Origin of the sequence: Streptomyces sp. NBC_01214 (assembly GCF_026340975.1) — a bacterium.
In the GTDB taxonomy this organism is placed as follows: Bacteria; Actinomycetota; Actinomycetes; order Streptomycetales; family Streptomycetaceae; genus Streptomyces.
In genome coordinates, this window is record NZ_JAPEOS010000001.1 from 445,946 (window position 1) to 463,974 (window position 18,029).

General features: G+C 70.3%; 18 protein-coding genes. 7 read left to right on the top strand and 11 right to left on the bottom strand.

The genetic code is table 11. From position 1 onward, the window contains the following. Nucleotides 1-40: 40 nt before the first annotated feature. Nucleotides 41-580: an RNA 2'-phosphotransferase gene (locus OG594_RS02170; RefSeq protein ID WP_030009826.1), complete on the bottom strand. Its 540-nt coding sequence runs from the start codon at nt 578-580 to the stop codon at nt 41-43. Nucleotides 581-722: 142 nt separating this feature from the next. Here OG594_RS02170 and OG594_RS02175 point away from each other — a divergent pair, with 142 nt between their 5' ends. Further along, nucleotides 723-1,520 (top strand): aquaporin, encoded by a 798-nt coding sequence (locus OG594_RS02175; protein WP_266594799.1) that lies wholly within the window; start codon nt 723-725, stop codon nt 1,518-1,520. A 182-nt stretch (nt 1,521-1,702) separates the two neighbouring features. On the opposite strand, the gene OG594_RS02180 is transcribed toward OG594_RS02175, so the two are convergent. From OG594_RS02180 to OG594_RS02195, 4 genes are read right to left on the bottom strand one after another with little or no spacing between them, the layout of a single operon-like run. After that, nucleotides 1,703-2,617, bottom strand: coding sequence for a MerR family transcriptional regulator (locus tag OG594_RS02180; protein ID WP_266594800.1), 915 nt, complete (start codon nt 2,615-2,617; stop codon nt 1,703-1,705). 10 nt (nt 2,618-2,627) lie between these two features. Further along, nucleotides 2,628-3,530 carry a metal-dependent hydrolase gene (locus OG594_RS02185; protein ID WP_266602530.1) on the bottom strand — a complete coding sequence of 301 codons (903 nt, stop codon included), beginning with the start codon at nt 3,528-3,530 and terminating at the stop codon, nt 2,628-2,630. 14 nt (nt 3,531-3,544) lie between these two features. Next, the gene (locus OG594_RS02190; protein WP_266602532.1) at nt 3,545-5,308 is read right to left on the bottom strand and encodes an SDR family oxidoreductase; all 1,764 of its coding nucleotides are present in this window, start codon (nt 5,306-5,308) and stop codon (nt 3,545-3,547) included. Between the two features lie 23 nt (nt 5,309-5,331). Continuing rightward, nucleotides 5,332-6,201: a M24 family metallopeptidase gene (locus OG594_RS02195; RefSeq protein WP_266594801.1), complete on the bottom strand. Its 870-nt coding sequence runs from the start codon at nt 6,199-6,201 to the stop codon at nt 5,332-5,334. A 217-nt stretch (nt 6,202-6,418) separates the two neighbouring features. Here OG594_RS02195 and OG594_RS02200 point away from each other — a divergent pair, with 217 nt between their 5' ends. The 5 genes from OG594_RS02200 (at nt 6,419) to OG594_RS02220 (ending at nt 10,647) form a co-directional block, all read left to right on the top strand. Further along, complete coding sequence (locus OG594_RS02200; RefSeq protein ID WP_266594802.1) at nt 6,419-7,408, top strand: ABC transporter ATP-binding protein; 990 nt, start codon at nt 6,419-6,421, stop codon at nt 7,406-7,408. Further along, entirely contained in the window at nt 7,398-8,285 is an 888-nt protein-coding gene (locus OG594_RS02205) for an ABC transporter permease (RefSeq protein WP_266594803.1), read from the top strand. Before OG594_RS02200 ends, OG594_RS02205 begins: the two co-directional genes overlap by 11 nt. Then, the gene (locus tag OG594_RS02210) at nt 8,282-9,193 is read left to right on the top strand and encodes an ABC transporter ATP-binding protein (protein WP_266594804.1); all 912 of its coding nucleotides are present in this window, start codon (nt 8,282-8,284) and stop codon (nt 9,191-9,193) included. Before OG594_RS02205 ends, OG594_RS02210 begins: the two co-directional genes overlap by 4 nt. 15 nt (nt 9,194-9,208) lie before the next feature. Continuing rightward, a complete protein-coding gene (locus OG594_RS02215; RefSeq protein WP_266594805.1) occupies nt 9,209-9,928 on the top strand; it encodes an ABC transporter permease in 720 nt (239 codons plus the stop codon). Nucleotides 9,929-10,011: 83 nt separating this feature from the next. Beyond that, nucleotides 10,012-10,647 (top strand): rhomboid-like protein, encoded by a 636-nt coding sequence (locus OG594_RS02220; protein WP_266594806.1) that lies wholly within the window; start codon nt 10,012-10,014, stop codon nt 10,645-10,647. Nucleotides 10,648-10,654: 7 nt separating this feature from the next. Here OG594_RS02220 and OG594_RS02225 read toward each other — a convergent pair whose 3' ends face one another. Then, on the bottom strand, nt 10,655-11,311 hold the full coding sequence (locus tag OG594_RS02225) for a response regulator transcription factor (protein ID WP_266594807.1): 657 nt from the start codon (nt 11,309-11,311) through the stop codon (nt 10,655-10,657). 10 nt (nt 11,312-11,321) lie between these two features. Continuing rightward, nucleotides 11,322-12,317 carry a sensor histidine kinase gene (locus OG594_RS02230; protein WP_266594808.1) on the bottom strand — a complete coding sequence of 332 codons (996 nt, stop codon included), beginning with the start codon at nt 12,315-12,317 and terminating at the stop codon, nt 11,322-11,324. A 163-nt stretch (nt 12,318-12,480) separates the two neighbouring features. On the opposite strand from OG594_RS02230, the gene OG594_RS02235 reads away from it, so the two are divergent. Then, nucleotides 12,481-13,023 carry a hypothetical protein gene (locus tag OG594_RS02235; protein WP_266594809.1) on the top strand — a complete coding sequence of 181 codons (543 nt, stop codon included), beginning with the start codon at nt 12,481-12,483 and terminating at the stop codon, nt 13,021-13,023. Between the two features lie 137 nt (nt 13,024-13,160). Here OG594_RS02235 and OG594_RS02240 read toward each other — a convergent pair whose 3' ends face one another. The 4 genes from OG594_RS02240 to efeB all read right to left on the bottom strand — a co-directional run bounded on the left by OG594_RS02240 (nt 13,161) and on the right by efeB (nt 18,029). Then, the gene (locus OG594_RS02240; protein ID WP_266594810.1) at nt 13,161-13,973 is read right to left on the bottom strand and encodes an HAD family hydrolase; all 813 of its coding nucleotides are present in this window, start codon (nt 13,971-13,973) and stop codon (nt 13,161-13,163) included. Next, nucleotides 13,970-15,247 carry a serine--tRNA ligase gene (gene serS, locus OG594_RS02245; RefSeq protein ID WP_266594811.1) on the bottom strand — a complete coding sequence of 426 codons (1,278 nt, stop codon included), beginning with the start codon at nt 15,245-15,247 and terminating at the stop codon, nt 13,970-13,972. Before serS ends, OG594_RS02240 begins: the two co-directional genes overlap by 4 nt. 526 nt (nt 15,248-15,773) lie before the next feature. Beyond that, the gene (gene pheA / locus OG594_RS02250) at nt 15,774-16,709 is read right to left on the bottom strand and encodes a prephenate dehydratase (protein ID WP_030713748.1); all 936 of its coding nucleotides are present in this window, start codon (nt 16,707-16,709) and stop codon (nt 15,774-15,776) included. A 42-nt stretch (nt 16,710-16,751) separates the two neighbouring features. After that, on the bottom strand, nt 16,752-18,029 hold the full coding sequence (efeB, locus tag OG594_RS02255) for an iron uptake transporter deferrochelatase/peroxidase subunit (RefSeq protein WP_266594812.1): 1,278 nt from the start codon (nt 18,027-18,029) through the stop codon (nt 16,752-16,754).

Genomic DNA, 18,029 nt, shown 5'->3' on the forward strand with positions numbered 1-18,029 from the left:
CGGTCGGCCCGGACGGCTGGTCCGTACGCGCGGCCCGGGACTACTGGAAGCGCAGGAACTGCGGCGGTACGGCGTCCACGAGCCACACCCCGTTGGCGCTGATCCGGAAGACGTGTCCGGCCGCTCGCATCGCCCCGGCGTCCACGCTGAGCACGACAGGCCGGCCGCGTCGCGCGCCGACCCGGGTGGCGGTCTCCCGGTCGGGGGACAGATGCACGTGGTGGCGGGCCATCGGGCGCAGGCCCTCGGCGCGGATCGGCTCCAGGGCGGCGGCGACCGTGCCGTGGTAGAGGTAGGCGGGCGGTTCGGCCTCCGGCAGGTCCAGGTCCACGGCGACGGTGTGCCCCTGGTTGGCCCGGATCCGGGTGCCGTCCACGGCGAACCGCTGCTTGTCGTTGGCGGCGACGACGTGGTCGAGCTCGGCCCGGCTGAAGCGGAAGCCGTGCGCGGCGGCCGCGCGCAGCAGGTCGTCGATCTCCACCCAGCCGTGGGGATCGAGCACCAGTCCGATCCGTTCCGGCTGGTGTCGCAGGTGTTTCGAGACGTACTTCGACACCTTCACGGTGCGTCTTTCATCCATGGCTCCAGCGTGCCCGGTCGGGCGGCCTCGCGGCAGGGATTTTCCGGGGTGGCCGGTGGTGCCAGGTGGTGGACGCCCTCTATCGCTCTTCCAAGATGCGGAATATATTTTCCATTAACACGTCTGTTCAGGGGGAGAAACGATGACAGCCCAACCCTCACTGTCACGCCGCGCTGCTGCTGAGCTGGTCGGTACCGCCGGCCTGCTCGTGGTCGTGATCGGCTCCGGGCTCAAGGCCGCCGAGCTCAGCCGCGACACCGGTGTCGCCCTCATCGCCAACTCGTTCGCCTCGGCCATCGGCCTCGGGCTGATCATCACGATCTTCGGGCCGCTGTCCGGCGCCCACCTCAACCCGGTCGTCACCCTCACCTCCTGGTGGTCCCGGCGGACCGGCGGCCAGGGCCTGGGCGGCCGCGAGGCCCTCGTCTACACCGTGGCCCAGAGCGCCGGAGCCATCGGCGGCGCCCTCGTCGCGGACGTCATGTTCGGCCGGACCCCGGGCACCTTCGCCACCCAGGTGCGCGACGGAGGTCATCTGCTCATCGGAGAGGTGGTCGCCACCGCCGGTCTCGTCCTCCTGATCCAGGGCCTCGGCCGGATCGGGCGCTCCGGGCTCGTCCCGGCGGCGGTCGCCGCGTACATCGCGGCCGCGATCTGGTTCACCTCCTCCGGTTCCTTCGCCAATCCGGCGGGCACCATCGGGCGCAGCTTCAGCGACTCCTTCACCGGCATAGCTCCCCAGTCGCTGCCCGGATTCGTCGGCGCCCAACTGGTCGGCGGGATCCTCGGCCTGGCCCTGGCCGCCTTCCTGTACGGGACCGGGAGGGGAGCCGGGGCAGGTACGGGCGCCAGGTACGGGTCCAGGTTCGGCCGGAGTGCGAAGGCGGGCCCGGTGGACGGCGCGAGCCCGGCCAAGGCGGCGTACCAGACCGTAGGGTGAGACGGCGGCTCAGTTGCCCACAGGAAAAGGGGACTTGTCCACAGCCGTTTGGGCGGGTTTTGACGACAAACGCGTGATCCGCCCTGTGGAACCTGTGGACCCTGTGGAACCTGGGGGCGGCCCCGACCGGCCCCGACCGGGCGTGACCGTGCCTTTTGCCGTGACCGCCCTCCCAGGCGTCGTCACCGCTCGCGTCGGCGCGCCAGATCGTTCATCGTCCGGGCCTGGAGCTCCCGCTCCGTTGCGGCCCGGACGAACTCCGCCACGTGGTCGGCACCCACCAGATCCTGCACGGCCCGTACCGTTGCGGCCGGCAGCGCCACCGGCGAGGGCCCCGTCGGCCCCGGTGCGCCGGCCGACCCCAGGTGCCGCTGGAGGTGCCGGGTCGCGAAGAGCCGCATCGCCCGCGCCAGCTCGGCGTCCACGGTCTGCTGGGCCAGCGGCCGCAGCCGCCGCACCATCGTCGCCGCCTCCGCCGCGTCCGCGTCCGTGGGAGGCACCTGCCCGAGGTAGCGCGCGAAGACGTGCTCGGTGGTGAACTCCAGGAACCGCGAGGCGATGTGCTCCACCTGTCCCCGCAGCTCCCGCAGGTGCCCGGTGATCGCCGACAGCGGCACCCCGGCCGCATGCAGCTCGGCGGCCACCGCCAGCTCTTGCGGGGAGGGCACCAGGAACTGGTCCGGGCGCCCCGGGATCCGTTCCAGCACCCCGAGCTCGCACGCCTCGTCCACGGCGTCGTCGTCCGGGCGGCCGCCGAACCGCTCGTCCAGCTCCTCCCGGTTGATCCGGGCCGCCTCCTCGTCGGTCCACGGCCCGTGCACCTCGGCGACCAGCCCGAGTACGCCGCCCAGACCTCGCCCGGCGTCCCAGGCTTCCAACAGTTCCTTGATGGAGGCCAGGGTGTAGCCGCGGTCCAGCAGGTCCGCGATCTGGCGCAGCCGCGCCAGATGCGTGTCCCGGTAGACGTTGGAACGGCCCCGCCGCTCCGGTTTCGGCAGCAGGCCACGATCCTGGTACGCCCGGATCGTGCGCACCGTCGCCCCGCTGTGGTGTGCCAGATCCTCGATCCGGTACTCGGCTACCGCCTGATCGGACAATCCCGGCTCCCTACGACATCGCGGCTCGGCCGACCGCGCCCGCCGCGGCCCGGGCGGCAGGTGAAGCCGCAAGGTACTCGACCGCCCTGCGCAGCGAGCCCTCCTGCGAGGGATGGTACGACCGCCGGAAGTAGCGGGGTATGGCCATGCCGAGCTCTCTCCACGGAGGCAGCAGGCCCTTGGCCACCGCGCGGTGGTGCGCGCCGAGCGAGTAGCGCAGCCGGCCGCCCAGCTCCGGGTCGTTGCGTATGAGGTACGAGGCCCCCCACACCCACAGCCACGCCAGCACGGGCGCGACCACGACCATCCCCTCGATGCGGCGCGCGTAGCGGGGCAGACCGGATCCCCCGCAGTGCTGGTACATGTCGAAGGCGACGGAGCGGTGCTCCACCTCCTCCGCGCCGTGCCAGCGCAGCAGGTCCAGCATGATCTCGTCGGCCCCGGCCCGGTCGAGCCCGTCGGCCCGCAGCACCCAGTCCCCGAGGACCGCCGTGAACTGCTCGATCGCGGCGACCACGGCCAGCCGGAAGCGCAGCCACTCCCGCGCCGTGACCGGCACCCCGAAGGGCGGGGCCTCCCCGAGCAGCTTCTCGAAGAGGAAGTCCACGTGCCGCGTGTACGCCTCCGTCGGTAGCCGCTGCTCGGCGAGGTGGTCCAGCACGTAGGAGTGCTGCACGCTGTGCGTGGCCTCCTGCCCCATGAACCCCTTGACGTCACTGCGCAGCTCGGGGTCGGTGACCAGGGGCAGCCCCTCCTTGAGGACCCTGACGAACCACCGCTCCCCGGCGGGCAGCAGCAGGTGCAGCACGTTGATGACGTGCGTGGCGGTGGGCTCGTCCGGTATCCAGTGCAGGGGGGTGGTCTTCCACGCGAAGGCCACCCGGCGCGGGCTGATCGGGTGCCGGCCGATCATGTCCGCAGACCCGTTCACAGCTTCGGCTCCAGCCTTGCGATGCGCCGCAGGGCACGCGGGGCGAAGCGGGACATCCACAGGGCGCCCTTGGACTCCGGAGTCACGGGCACGACGGCCTCGTTGCGCACCACCGCCCGCAGGATCGCGTCGGCGACCTTCTCCGGCGGGAAGTTGCGCAGCCCGTACAACCGCGAGGAGCGTTCCTGGCGGCGCTTCTCCTCGGCCTCGTCCACCCCGGCGAAGCGCGAGGTGGCGGTGATGTTGGTGTTGACGATGCCCGGGCAGATCGCGGAGACGCCGATCGACTTCGAGGCCAGTTCCGCGCGCAGGCACTCCGACAGCATCAGCACCGCGGCCTTCGAGGTGCTGTAGGCGGGCAGGGTCCTGGACGGCAGGTAGGCGGCGGCGGAGGCGGTGTTGACGATGTGCCCGCCCTGGCCGCGCTCGGCCATCTGCTTCCCGAAGATCCGGCAGCCGTGTATGACCCCCCACAGATTGACGTCCAGGACCTTCTTCCAGTCCTCGGCGGTGGTGTCGAGGAAGGCGCCGGACAGGCCGATCCCGGCGTTGTTGACCAGGACGTCGACGATTCCGTACTCGGCGGCGACCTTCGCCGCGAGTTTCTCCATCGCCTGCTCGTCGCTGACGTCCACGCACTCGGCCCAGGCCTCGGCGGCACCGACGAGCCGGGCCATGTCGGCCGTGCGCGCAGCGCCTTCCGCGTCGCGGTCGACGGCGACCACCCGGGCCCCGGCCTCGGCGAAGGCGAAGGCCGTGGCCCGGCCGATGCCGCTGGCCGCGCCGGTCACCAGGACCAGCTGGCCCGCGAAGCGGTCGGCGTACTTGCCCGGGGCCTTCTGCTCCGGTGCCCGCGTCGCGGGCTCCTCCCGGTCGTTGACGAACTCGGTGATCCAAGCGGCCAGCTGGTCGGGCCGGGTCCGGGGCACCCAGTGCTTGGCGGGCAGGGTCTGCCGCAACAGGTCCGGGGCCCACCGCTCCAGACCGTCGTAGAGCCGCTCGGACAGGAAGGCGTCCTCGGTCGGGGTGATCAACTGCACCGGTACGTGGGCGTACGCGTCGGGGCGCGGCCGGCGCATCCGAGGCCGCACGTTGTCGCGGTAGAGCCAGGCTCCGTGTGCTGCGTCCGAAGGCAGTGAGGCCGTCGGATAGGAGCCGGCCGGCACCTTCTCGATGCGCTGGAGCATCGCGGGCCACCGCTTGCCGAGCGGCCCGCGCCAGGCGAGCTCCGGCAGCACGGGAGTGTGCAGCATGTAGACGTACCAGGACTTGGCGCCCTGGCCGAGGAGCTGCGCCGCCGCCCGCGGGGTGGGCCGCGTCATCCGCTTCTTGATCCAGTGCCCGAAGTGGTCGAGGGAGGGACCCGACATCGAGGTGAAGGAGGCGATCCTGCCCTCGGTGCGGGCGACCGTGGCGAACTCCCAGCCCTGTACGGAGCCCCAGTCGTGGCCGACCAGGTGCACGGGCCGGTCCGGGCTGACCGCGTCCGCCACCGCCAGGAAGTCGTCGGTCAGCTTCTCCAGGGTGAAGCCGCCGCGCAGCGGCTGCGGCGCCGTGGAGCGCCCGTGGCCGCGTACGTCGTAGAGCACCACGTGGAAGCGCGTCGCGAGTCGCTCGGCGACCTCCGACCAGACCTCTTTGCTGTCCGGGTAACCGTGCACCAGCAGCACCGTCGGCCGGCCCGTCTCACCGAGCTCGACGACGCACAGCTCGACCCCGCCGGTGCTCACCCGGCGCTCGCGCGCACCCGCCAGGCCCACCGCTCCCGCTCCACCCATGTCGCTCATGCTGCCTCCTCCTCGGCCCAGCGCCGCACGTGCGGCAGATCGTCGTCCAGCCAGAACGCGCTCTCCTCGGGGTCCCGGGAGTCGGTGACGACCAGGATCTCCTCGAACTTCGCGCCGGTACCCCGAAATCCGAGGTGGGGTTCCACCGCCCACAAGCCGGGCTGCGGCGGATGGTCGGAGAAGTGGTACGGGCTCCACAGCGGGGACCAGCCCTCGCGGTGGCCGTGCAGGGCGTCACTCGCCAGTCCCTTGAGGGACTGGGTGCCGAAGCCGAAGGCGGTCGGCGACCAGCGCCGCTCCTTGACCCGGTCGATCTTGTGCGCGATCACGCCGAAGGGATAGGCCCGGTGCCGGTTGGCGTACCCCTGCCGGGTCATCAGCCGTTCGACGTTCTCGTAGATCTCGCGCAGGGAGCGGCCCTCGCGCACCTGCTCCAGGATCAGCACGCGGTGCGCCTGGAGGTCGGACATGAGCCGGTCCTGCACCGGATTGAGCCCGAGGCTGCCCGAATAGCCGATGTCCGCCGCGTACCCCTTGTAGACCGGCGCCATGTCGAGGATGAACGGCATCCCCGGCTCCAGCTTCCGGTTGGTGGGGAAGAACTGCAGCGGGATCCTGAAGTTCGCGAAGGCGGTGCGGTCCCCGAACCACGCGAAGGGCAGGTGGAACCAGTCCCGTACCCCGCGCTCCCGCAGCCACTCGCGCTGCATCCGCGCGGCCTCGCGCTCGGTCACCCCGGGACGCAGCTGGGCCGCGACGGCCTCCGCGCACTCGTACGAGAGGCGCTGCACCTCTCTGAAGCCGCTCAGGTCGGCGGAGCGTCGTCCGGAGAGTCGCGCGGTGCGTTGCTTGGTGTCCCCAGCCATGTCAGCCCGTCCATCCGTGTAGCCGTACGCGCCCGTAAGTTGACACTGATGAATGTGACAATGACCGGAGATCACGTCAAGGGTCGTGCACGGACCTGTGGACAAAGTTGTCGGGTCCACATCAGCCTCCCGTGGGGGCATGTACGCCTGAAGGCTGAGACGGGATCCAGCTCCAGGTCTGACGTTTCACTCGAGCTGCGCCACTAACGTCGAACCCGTGACTGTCATTGCGACCGAAAGCCTGAGCAAGCGGTACCCCCGAGTGACCGCCCTCGACCGGCTCTCCCTGGACATCGGGCCTGGTGTGACCGGCCTCGTTGGTGCCAATGGAGCCGGCAAGTCCACGCTGATCAAAATCTTGCTGGGACTGTCCCCCGCCACCGAGGGCAGCGCCGCCGTGCTCGGCCTCGACGTCCACACGCATGGCAGCGCCATCCGTGAACGCGTCGGCTACATGCCCGAGCACGACTGCCTGCCACCCGACGTCTCGGCCACCGAGTTCGTCGTCCACATGGCGCGCATGTCCGGGCTACCGCCGACCGCGGCCCGCGAGCGCACCGCCGACACCCTGCGCCACGTCGGGCTGTACGAGGAGCGATACCGCCCCATCGGCGGCTACTCCACCGGCATGAAGCAGCGCGTCAAGCTGGCCCAGGCCCTCGTCCACGACCCCCAGCTGGTCCTCCTCGACGAGCCGACCAACGGCCTGGACCCGGTCGGCCGCGACGAGATGCTCGGCCTGATCCGCCGGATCTACACCGACTTCGGCATCTCCGTCCTGGTCACCTCCCACCTCCTCGGCGAGCTGGAGCGGACCTGCGACCACGTGGTCGTCGTCGACGGCGGCAAGCTGCTGCGCTCCAGCTCCACCAGCGACTTCACCCAGATCACCACGACCCTCGCGGTCGAGGTCACCGACTCCGACGCCCACCCGGACGGCTCTGCCGCCCTGCGCAAGGCGCTCACCGAAGCCGGTGTCACCCTGCACGTCGGAGAGGAACAGGGCCTGCCCGGAGCCGGCCACATCCTCCTCGTCGAGGCCACCGGCGAGCAGACGTACGACACCGTCCGCGACACCGTCGCCGACCTGGGCATCGGCCTGGTCCGCATGGAGCAGCGCCGTCACCACATCGCGGAGGTCTTCCGCGACAACGAGCAGCCCTCGCCCACCGTCCAGCAGAAGGGAGCCGGTTCCGATGGCGCCTGACACCTCCACCCAGATCCACAACATCGGCTACCGGTCCTATGACGGACCCCGGCTCGGCCGCGCCTACGCCCGCAAGTCGCTGTTCTCGCAGTCCCTGCGCGGCGCCTACGGACTCGGCCGCTCCGCCAAGTCCAAGGTCCTCCCGATGATCCTCTTCGCAGTGATGTGCGTACCCGCGCTGATCATCGTTGCTGTCGCCATCGCGATGCCCAACTCCACCGAACTGCCGCTCGAGTACACGTCGTACGCCCTGACCACGCAGGTGATCGTCGGCCTCTTCCTCGCGTCCCAAGCGCCGCAGTCGGTCTCGCGCGACCTGCGCTTCAAGACGGTGCCGCTCTACTTCTCGCGGCCCATCGAACGTGTCGACTACGTCCTGGCCAAGTACGCGGCCATGGCCTCGGCCCTGTTCATCCTCACCGCGACCCCGCTGCTGATCATGTGGATCGGCTCGCTCCTCGCGAAGTTCGACTTCGCCGACCAGACCAAGGGATTCGGTCAGGGACTCGTGTCGGTTCTGCTGCTGTCGCTGCTCTTCGCGGGCCTCGGCCTGGTCACGGCCGCTCTCACCCCGCGCCGCGGGTTCGGCGTCGCCGCGATCATCGCGGTGCTCCTGATCCCGTTCGGCGCGGTGACCGCGGTCCAGGGGATCGCCTCCAGCACCGGGAACACCGGAGCCATCGAGTGGATGGGCCTGTTCTCCCCGATCACCCTCATCGACGGCGTACAGACCGCCTTCCTGGGCGCGACCTCCGAGTTCCCCGGCGGCGAGGGCCCCTCGGCCGGTGTCGGCGTCGTCTACCTGCTCGTCGCCCTCGGCCTCATCGTCGGCTCCTACGCCGCCCTGATGGCCCGCTACCGGAAGGCCGGGCTGTGACCACCATCGACATCGACCACACCTCCCGCTGGTTCGGGAACGTCGTCGCCGTCAACGACGTGACCATGAGCATCGGCCCCGGCGTCACCGGGCTGCTGGGTCCCAACGGCGCCGGAAAGTCCACCCTCATCAACATGATGGGCGGCTTCCTCGCCCCCTCCACGGGCACCGTCACCCTCGACGGCGCACCGATCTGGCAGAACGAGCAGGTCTACAAGCAGATCGGCGTCGTGCCCGAGCGCGAGGCCATGTACGACTTCCTCACCGGCCGGGAGTTCGTCGTCGCCAACGCCGAACTCCACGGCCTCGACGACGCGGCAGCCCAGCGGGCGCTCGCCACCGTCGAGATGGAGTACGCCCAGGACCGCAAGATTTCCACGTACTCCAAGGGCATGCGCCAGCGAGTGAAGATGGCCTCGGCCCTCGTCCACGAGCCGTCCGTACTCCTCCTCGACGAGCCGTTCAACGGCATGGACCCGCGGCAGCGCATGCAGCTCATGAACCTGCTGCGGCGCATGGGCGACGAAGGACGCACCGTCCTGTTCTCCTCCCACATCCTGGAGGAGGTCGAGCAGCTCGCCTCGCACATCGAGGTGGTCGTGGCCGGTCGGCACGCAGCTTCCGGCGACTTCCGCAAGATCCGCCGTCTGATGACGGACCGCCCGCACCGCTACCTCATCCGTTCCTCCGACGACCGGGCGCTCGCCGCAGCCCTGATCGCCGACCCCTCCACCGCCGGCATCGAGGTCGACCTGAAGGAAGGCGCGCTGCGCATCCAGGCCGTTGACTTCGGCCGCTTCACCGAGCTGCTGCCCCGCGTGGCCCGGAAACACGGCATCCGGCTGCTGACGGTCTCGCCCTCCGACGAGTCCCTCGAGTCGGTCTTCTCCTACCTCGTCACGGCCTGAAAGGAGCTGGCACCCATGTACGAACCCACCGTTGCCCGGCTCACCTACCGGGCCCTGCTCGGCCGGCGCCGCGCGCTGATCCTCTTCGCGCTGCCCGCCCTGCTGGTCGTCATCGCCCTCGTCGTCCGTACCTTCGTCGGCGTGGACGACAAGGTCGCGGCCGACCTCCTCGGGGGCTTCGCCCTCGCCACCATGGTTCCGTTGATCGGTGTCATCGCAGGCACGGGAGCCATCGGGCCCGAGATCGACGACGGCTCCATCGTCTACCTGCTCGCCAAGCCGGTGAAGCGTCCGACGATCATCATGACCAAGCTGATCGTGGCGATCGCCGTCACGATGGTCTTCTCCGCGATCCCCACCCTGATCGCCGGATTCATCCTCAACGGCAACGGCCAGCAGATCGCCGTCGCCTACACGATCGCCGCCCTCGTGGCCTCGATCGCCTACAGCGCGCTGTTCCTGCTGCTCGGTACCGTCAGCCGGCACGCGGTCGTCTTCGGCCTGGTCTACGCCCTGATCTGGGAGTCGCTCTTCGGCAGCCTGGTCTCCGGAGCCAAGACCCTCAGCGTCCAGCAGTGGGCCCTGTCCGTCGCCGAGAAGGTCGCCGGGGACGGGTACGTCGACGCCACCGTCGGCCTTCCCACCGCCGTGATCCTGCTCTGCGCGGTCACCGTCGGCGCCACCGTCTACGCGGGCCAGAAGCTCCGCCGCCTCACCCTGGCGGGCGAGGAGTAGGTCCTGCCGCAGCGCATGCGAACCTGTGCCCCGCCCGGCCCACCGGCCGGGCGGGGCACAGGTTCGCGCGGCATCATCGGTGCATGGTCGCGCACACCGAGCCGGAGCCGTCCAGGCCGCTACGGTCCTGGATACGCTCCTCGCCCGGAACGCACATCTGGCTGCTGATCATCGCCGTCACCAGCGTCATCGTCGCGATCGCCCCCGACCAGGTCGACAGCGTCCTCCTCCACCGCAACAGCAGCAACATCCACCAGCTCGTCAAATACCCGGTCCGGGCACTCGTCAGCAGCGCCTTCTGGATCGCGAACCCGGCCTCTCTCGCCCTCTACGCCGTGCTCTTCGAGCTGTTCCACGCCCCCGTCGAACGCTGGCTCGGCACCCTGCGCTGGCTCCTGATCGTCGCGACCGCCCACGTCGTCGCCACTCTGGTCAGCCAGAAGATCCTCCTGACGGCCATCCAGGACCACCGGGCCCCGCACAGCATGACCCACGTCGTCGACATCGGCGTCAGCTATGGGCTCGCGGCCTCCATCGGCGTCCTCACCTACCGGCTCCCTGCCCCCTGGAGATGGCTTTACCTGGCCGGAGCGGTCACATTCTTCGGGATGCCGTTGGTCACCGGTGGCACCTTCACGGACCTCGGCCACGCCATCGCGCTCTCCGTCGGCCTGCTCGCCTGGCCGCTCACCCGCAACGTTGTTTCACGTGAAACATGACGAGGATCTAGTCGGCCCCAGCCTCCGACTCCGCTTTGGCGATGCCGTGCTCCCAGGCCCAGGCAGCGATTCCCACCCGGTTGCGGGCCCCCAGCTTGGCCTGGACGTTCGCGATGTGGGTCTTTGCCGTTCCCGCGCTGATGAACAGTTCCGCGCCGATCTCGGCGTTGGTGAGCCCCCGCGCCACCAGGCGCACGATGTCCAGCTCCCGTTCCGTCAGCGGATGCGCCGCGGGCCGGGCGACCGGACCCTCCTGCGTCAGCCGGCTCAGCAGCCGCACCGTGATCTGCGGACTGATCAGCGTGTCCCCCGCCATCGCCGCCCGCACCCCTTCGATCAGCAGCGCCGGACCGGACCGCTTCAGCAGAAAGCCGCAGGCGCCGTTGCGCAGCGCGGTGTGCACGTACTCGTCCAGGTCGAAGGTGGTCACCACGACCACCCGCGTTTGCGGCGCCAGCAGCCGCGTCACCTCCAGCCCGTCGAGCCGAGGCATCCGGATGTCCGCCAGCACCACATCGGGTCGTAGTTCCCTCGCCAGCGCCACCGCGCTCTCCCCGTCCGCGGCCTCCCCCACCACGGTCATGTCAGGCTGTGAATCGAGGATCAGCCGGAAACCGCTGCGGATGTCTTCTTGGTCGTCGGCTATCAGGATGCGTGTGGTCACGCCGCCATGATCACCCGAGGGCGTGTCCCTGCGCCGGGAAGACGGCGCAAACCCGCCACCCGCCGTCGGCGCTCGCGCCAGCCCGCAGCGTCCCGCCCGCCGCCTCCACCCTGCCGCGCAGACCGGCCAGCCCGGTTCCGCTCCGTCGCCGCAGCCCCAGTCCCCTCAGCCCGCCCGCGCCCCGGGCCGGCGCGGAGTTGGCCACGCTCAGTTCGATCCCCTCCGCGGCCCGGTGCAGGCGCACCCGTACGACCGCCGCCCCGGGCGCGTGCCGGCGTACGTTCGTCAAGGCTTCCACGGCCACCCGGTAGGCGGTGGTGTCCGCTTCCCGCGACAACTCCCGGGCTGCCGCCGGGTCGGCCTCCAGCACCCCGCCTTCGAACCGCCCCACCAGCGCCGGAAGTTCCGAGGTCCCCGGGACCGAGGCGGACCGCGCACCGGCCGCCTCCCGCAGTGCGTGCACCGTCCGGTCCATCGAGGCGAGCGCGCCGAGCCCCGCCGCCTCGATCCGCTCCAACGCGCGGACCGCCTGCTCGGGGTCCTTGTCCGCCACGAACCTGGCCGCCTGGGCCTGCACCACGATGGCGCTCACGTCGTGCGCCACGAAGTCGTGCAGATCCCGGGCCAGTTCCAGTTGCTGGTCACGCCGCCCGTCCCGGACGGCCTGGCGCATCCGGCTCGCCTGACGGCGCAGGTATCCCCCGGCCGCCAGGGCCCCGAGCGCGGGCACCGCCCAGAACGCTGCAGCCCCGCAGGCCTCCAGCCACGACGACGTGCCCCACATCAGCGGTATTGGCCACACCGCGACGGCCGTCACCCCCAGCGAGGCCGCGACGGTCCCCGAACGCACCGGGGACCAGCGGGCCACCAGGGCCAGCAGCGGCAGCAGCAGCCCCACCCAGATCAGCAACCACGTCGGGGGCGCCCCCAGGAACACCGCGAGGACGCAGCCGCCGCCGGCAAGGGCCAGTAACGGGGCGTACGCGGTACGAAGGTTGACGGTCATGACCCGACCCTACGAGCGCACCCCGGAGACCGGCCATCTGCCGATCGGCAGAGCAGCACGACATCACGGGACCCACCGGCCTGCTGATCGACGGATGGTTCCCAAGACCTCGTCCGGCCAGGCTTGATTCATCAACCGGAAGCCCCTGAAAAGGACTTGGCAGATGACTTCCCACACCGTGGTTCGTGCCCCGCACACCGTGCCCGGAGTCTCTCCACGGCTTCGCCTGCTCGCCCGGCTCACCTCGCTGACCGTGCTCCCCAGCTGCCTGTGGCGGCTGGCGATCGCGGTCGGCATTCCCATGGGCTGGGGCCCGGGCAGCGACCTGCACCACTCGAACTACCTGGGTACCGCGTCCCTGGTCCTCGCCTTCGTCTGCGTCCTGCAGGAGACCCTGGGCCTATTGAGCCTCGGTATGGTCCAGCGCTGGGGAGAGGAGCTGCCCGGCTGGATTCCCGTGCTGGGCGGGCGCCCGATCCATCCCCTGGTGGCGGTCGTTCCCGCGACGCTGGGCGCGATCGCGCTCACCGGCATCACGGTCCTGGGTGCCTTGACCTGGAGCGAAACCAACGCCGCGAATCCCGATGCGCCCACCGGGCTCGCCCTGCGGATCTTCGACCTGTCCTACGCACCGCTGTTGCTCTGGGGCCCGCTGCTGGGGATCCTCACCGTCGCCTACTGGCGCCGCCGCCGCATGCACGGCTGATGCACGGAAATTCGCTGGTAAGGGACCTGTGCCCGGTGCAGAGTGGGTCGTGCGGGGAGCAACAAAAGGTCCGGGGCAGCCACTTCGAGCGCGCCTTGCGGCGCGGGCTGTCCCGGACCTCTCCTACGTCATGCGCGCTACGCGGCGCCCAGCAGACGCTCCAGCACCACCGCGATGCCGTCCTCCTCGTTGGAGGTCGTCACCTCGTCGGCCACGGCCTTGAGCTCGGCGTGGGCATTGGCCATCGCCACCCCGTGTGCGGCCCAGCCGAACATCGGGATGTCGTTGGGCATGTCACCAAAGGCGATCGTCTCCGCCGCCTTCACTCCCAGCCGGCGCGCGGCCAGCGACAGACCCGTGGCCTTGGTCAGACCCAGCGGCAGGATCTCGACGATGCCGGGCCCGGCCATGACGATGTCGACCAGACTGCCCCCGGTCTCCCGGGCCACCTTGACGAGCGCGTCGTCGTCCAGCTCCGGGTGCTGGATGTAGAGCTTGTTCAGCGGAGCCGCCCACAGCGCCTTGGCGTCCTCCAGGTAGAGGGCCGGGAGGCCTTCCTGTACCTGGTACCCGGGCCCGAACAGGACTTCGCCGTCCACCCCGTCCCGGCTGGCCGCCAGGGCCAGCGGGCCGATCTCGGCCTCCAGCTTCGACAGCGCCAGACCGGCCAGCTGCCGGTCCAGCGTCACCGAGGTCAGCAGCCGGTGCGCACCCGCGTCGTAGACCTGCGCGCCCTGCCCGCAGACCGCGATCCCCTTGTAGCCGAGATCGTCCAGTACGTGCCGGGTCCAGGGCACGGCGCGACCGGTGACGATGATGTGTGCCGCGCCCGCCGCGGTGGCCGCGACGAGCGCTTCACGGGTGCGTTCCGAGACGGTGTCGTCGCCACGCAGCAGCGTGCCGTCGAGATCGGTCGCGACGAGCTTGTACGGGAACGGGGCCGGGCTCACTTGGTGATCGGCTCCAGGACCTCGCGGCCGCCGAGGTAGGGACGGAGCACCTGGGGCACCCGAACCGAACCATCGGCCTGCTGGTGGTTCTCGAGGATCGCGACGATCGTGCGCGGTACGGCGCACAGCGTGCCGTTCAGCGTCGACAGCGGCTGCGTCTTCTTGCCGTCGCGGTAGCGGATCGACAGGCGGCGGGCCTGGAAGCTGTCGCAGTTCGAGGCGGAGGTCAGCTCGCGGTACTTGCCCTGGGTGGGGATCCACGCCTCGCAGTCGAACTTGCGCGAGGCGGAGGAGCCCAGGTCACCGGTGGCGACGTCGATCACCTGGAACGGCAGCTCCAGGCTGGTCAGCCACTGCTTCTCCCATTCCAGGAGCCGCTGGTGCTCGGCCTCGGCGTCCTCCGGCGCGACGTACGAGAACATCTCGACCTTGTCGAACTGGTGGACGCGGAAGATGCCGCGGGTGTCCTTGCCGTACGTACCGGCCTCGCGGCGGAAGCACGGGGAGAAGCCGGCGTACCGCAGCGGCAGCTTCTCGGCGTCGATGATCTCGTCCATGTGGTACGCGGCGAGGGGGACCTCGGAGGTACCGACCAGGTAGAAGTCGTCCTTCTCCAGGTGGTACACGTTCTCGGCGGCCTGGCCGAGGAAGCCGGTGCCCTCCATGGCGCGCGGGCGGACCAGCGCCGGGGTCAGCATCGGGATGAAGCCGGCCTCGGTGGCCTGGGCGATGGCCGCATTGACCAGCGCCAGCTCCAGCAGGGCGCCCACACCGGTCAGGTAGTAGAAGCGCGAGCCGGAGACCTTGGCACCGCGCTCGACGTCGATGGCGCCCAGCAGTTCGCCGAGCTCCAGGTGGTCCTTGGGCTCGAAGCCCTCGGTGGCGAAGTCTCGGATGGTGCCGTGCGTCTCCAGGACGGTGAAGTCCTCTTCGCCGCCGACCGGGACGTCCTCGTGGACGATGTTGCCGAGCTGGAGGAGAAGCTGCTTGGCGGCTTCGTCGGCCTCGTTCTGCTCGGCCTCGGCGGCCTTGACGTCCTGCTTGAGGTGCTCGGCCTTCTTCAGCAGCTCGGCCCGCTCTTCGGGGGAGGCCTTGGGGATGAGCTTGCCGAGAGACCTTTGCTCGTTGCGCAGTTCGTCGAAGCGCATGCCGGAGGACCTGCGGCGCTCGTCGGCGGAGAGCAGCGCGTCGACGAGTTCGACGTCCTCTCCACGGGCGCGCTGCGAGGCGCGGACACGGTCAGGGTCTTCACGGAGCAGCCGGAGGTCAATCACCCCTCCAGGCTACCGGGCTGGGCTTCCAAGGATCACACCGATATCACGCTGCGTGTCGCTATGTCCCAATTGCAACGAATGGATAAGTCTTGACGACTGACCGGAAGCGGTCCTTCTCGGAGCGTCAATAAAAGCGGTCCCATTCCCTGAAAAGGGGCAGAATGCCGGCGGTCGGGTGGGCCTTGAACAGGGCTGGAGGGGCTTCTTGTCCACAGGAATTGCCGCGGCCCGCATCTTATCCACAGGCTGTGTGCCGCCTCTGTGGACACAGGAATAGATCATTCCTGATCCAGGGATGGTCAGGACGAATCAGGGTTCAAACCACCCTCACACACTCATTCGGGTGGGAATGACTCGCCCCAAAGAGTTGATCGGCGATGCGGGGGTGACATCGTTCACCTCCCGCTCCCCAGAGCGAAACCTGAGCCTCCCGGGCGATTTGTCGACCTTGTCGTGCCGTTCTGTCGACTTGTCCCCAGGTCCCCCTCTGTGCCTGTGGATAACTCTGTGGACAGTGGACTACGTCCTACGCCCGCCCGTCGAGGCAACGCCCCAGCCAGTCGGAGGCTGCCGTGAAGTCACCGTCGGAGGTCCCGGGCCGAGGAGCCCGGACATCACTCTGAGCGACACCGGCCCGCGGGTAGGACCCGAGGAAGCGGACCTGGGGGCAGGTCCGCTTGAGGCCCATGAGCGCCTCACTGACCCGCCGGTCGGAGATGTGGCCCTCGGCGTCGACGGCGAAACAGTAGTTGCCGATGCCCTGTCCGGTCGGACGGGACTGGATCAGCATCAGGTTCACCCCCCGCACCGCGAACTCCTGGAGGAGCTCCAGCAGCGCACCGGGGTGGTCGTCGCCGAGCCACAGCACGACGGAGGTCTTGTCCGCGCCGGTCGGCGCGGCCGGCCGGGCAGGGCGACCCACCAGCACGAACCGGGTCTCGGCGTTCTCCGCATCGTGGATCTCGGTCACCAGCGGGACGAGCCCGTAGGTGGCGGCGGCGAACTCGCCCGCGAAGGCGGCGTCGAAGCGGCCCTCCTGGACCAGGCGGGCGCCGTCGGCGTTCGACGCGGCCGATTCCCACACCGCATCGGGCAGGTTCGCCCGCAGCCAGTTGCGTACCTGCGGCTGGGCGACCGGGTGCCCGGTGACGGTCTTGACGTCCGACAGGGCGGTTCCGGGCCGTACGAGCAGTGCGAAGGTGATGGGGAGCAGCACCTCGCGGTAGATCATCAGCGGTTCGCCCGAGGCCAGCTCGTCGAGGGTGGCGGTCACCCCGCCCTCCACGGAGTTCTCGATCGGGACGAGGGCAGCGGCCGCCTCGCCGTTGCGCACGGCGTCCAGGGCGGCCGGGACCGACACCATCGGGACGAGTTCCCGGGTCGCGGCTTCCGGCAGGGTGCGCAGGGCGGCCTCGGTGAAGGTGCCCTCGGGACCGAGATACGTGAAGCGGGTGGCTGACATGCGATCAGCCTAATGCCGGGGTGCCGCCCGCCGGGTCCGTGTTCATCCTTCGAGCAGCCGCTGCCCCACGTACTCTCCGCTGCGCGGGCCGGGCGGAACCGCGTACAGCCCGCTGGACTCGTGCCGGATGAACGCCGACAGCGCGTCGCCGCGGTCGAGCTTGCGCTGGACGGGCACGAATCCGCGCAGCGGATCGGCCTGCCAGCAGACGAAGAGGAGCCCTGCGTCGGGGGCGCCGTCCGGGCCGATTCCGTCATGGAAGGAGAAGGGCCGCCGGAGCATGGCGGCCCCGCCGTTCTGCTCGGGGGCGGAGATACGGGCGTGGGCGTTGGACGGGATGACGGGCTTCCCGTCGGCACCGAGCTTGTCGAGCGCCATTTCGGTGGTCTCGCTGCCACCCGTCAGAGGGGCGCCGGTGGCCTTCGTGCGGCCGATGACCTGCTCCTGCTGGGCGAGGGACTGCTTGTCCCAGTCGTCGAGGAGCATGCGGATGCGCCGGACGACGGCGTACGAGCCCCCGGCCATCCAGGCGTGCTCGGCCGGGCCGGGGCCCGCGCCGGGAACGAAGATCCGCTTGTCGAAGTCGGGCTCCGAGGGCTTCGGGTTGCCGGTGCCGTCGACCTGGCCCATCAGGTTGCGGGCGGTCATTGGGGTGCCGGTGGCGCCGGGAGACCGGTTGAAGCCGTTCATCTGCCAGCGGACGCGGGCGGCCTCCCCGGCGTCCTTCTGCAGGGCCCGCAGGGCGTGGAAGGCGACGAGGCCGTCATCGGCGCCGATCTGGACCCACAGGTCACCGTTGCTGCGCTGGGCGTCCAGCCGGTCCGAGGAGAAGTCCGGCAGCGGATCGAGAGCGGCGGGGCGGCGGGCGGTGAGCCCGGTGCGCTCGAAGAAGGAGTGGCCGAAGCCGAAGGTGACGGTGAGCGAGGACGGACCGGCGTCCAGGGCGATCCCGCTGTCGGAGGCCGAGGCCGGCTCGCCCGCCATCAGCCGGCGGGCGGTGTCGGACCAGCGCCGCAGCAGCGCGGCAGCCTCCGTACGGCCCGCTCCGGCGGCGAGGTCGAAGGCGACGAGGTGCCCCTTGGCCTGCAACGGGGTGGTGATGCCGGCCTGGTGGTCGCCGTGGAAGGCCACCTGGGTGGCGCCCAGGGAGGCCAGACTGCCGGCCGAGCCGGAAGCGGAACCGCTCCCGGAGCCGTCCAGCGCGGAGTGCGCCAGGGCGCCGCCTGTGGCTCCGAGGGCGATCCCGACGGCGCCTGCGGCGCCGACGGTACCCAGCAGCCTGCGCCGGGAGATCTCGATGTCGGGGTTGCTCTCGGTCAC

What these genes read in the sequence shown, in the direction of transcription:
- OG594_RS02170 (WP_030009826.1), bottom strand. Translation starts at nt 580, where the DNA reads ATGGATGAAAGACGCACCGTGAAGGTGTCGAAGTACGTCTCGAAACAC.
- OG594_RS02175 (WP_266594799.1), top strand. Translation starts at nt 723, where the DNA reads ATGACAGCCCAACCCTCACTGTCACGCCGCGCTGCTGCTGAGCTGGTC.
- OG594_RS02185 (WP_266602530.1), bottom strand. Translation starts at nt 3,530, where the DNA reads ATGATCGGCCGGCACCCGATCAGCCCGCGCCGGGTGGCCTTCGCGTGG.
- OG594_RS02195 (WP_266594801.1), bottom strand. Translation starts at nt 6,201, where the DNA reads ATGGCTGGGGACACCAAGCAACGCACCGCGCGACTCTCCGGACGACGC.
- OG594_RS02205 (WP_266594803.1), top strand. Translation starts at nt 7,398, where the DNA reads ATGGCGCCTGACACCTCCACCCAGATCCACAACATCGGCTACCGGTCC.
- OG594_RS02215 (WP_266594805.1), top strand. Translation starts at nt 9,209, where the DNA reads ATGTACGAACCCACCGTTGCCCGGCTCACCTACCGGGCCCTGCTCGGC.
- OG594_RS02220 (WP_266594806.1), top strand. Translation starts at nt 10,012, where the DNA reads ATGGTCGCGCACACCGAGCCGGAGCCGTCCAGGCCGCTACGGTCCTGG.
- OG594_RS02230 (WP_266594808.1), bottom strand. Translation starts at nt 12,317, where the DNA reads ATGACCGTCAACCTTCGTACCGCGTACGCCCCGTTACTGGCCCTTGCC.
- OG594_RS02235 (WP_266594809.1), top strand. Translation starts at nt 12,481, where the DNA reads ATGACTTCCCACACCGTGGTTCGTGCCCCGCACACCGTGCCCGGAGTC.
- pheA (WP_030713748.1), bottom strand. Translation starts at nt 16,709, where the DNA reads ATGTCAGCCACCCGCTTCACGTATCTCGGTCCCGAGGGCACCTTCACC.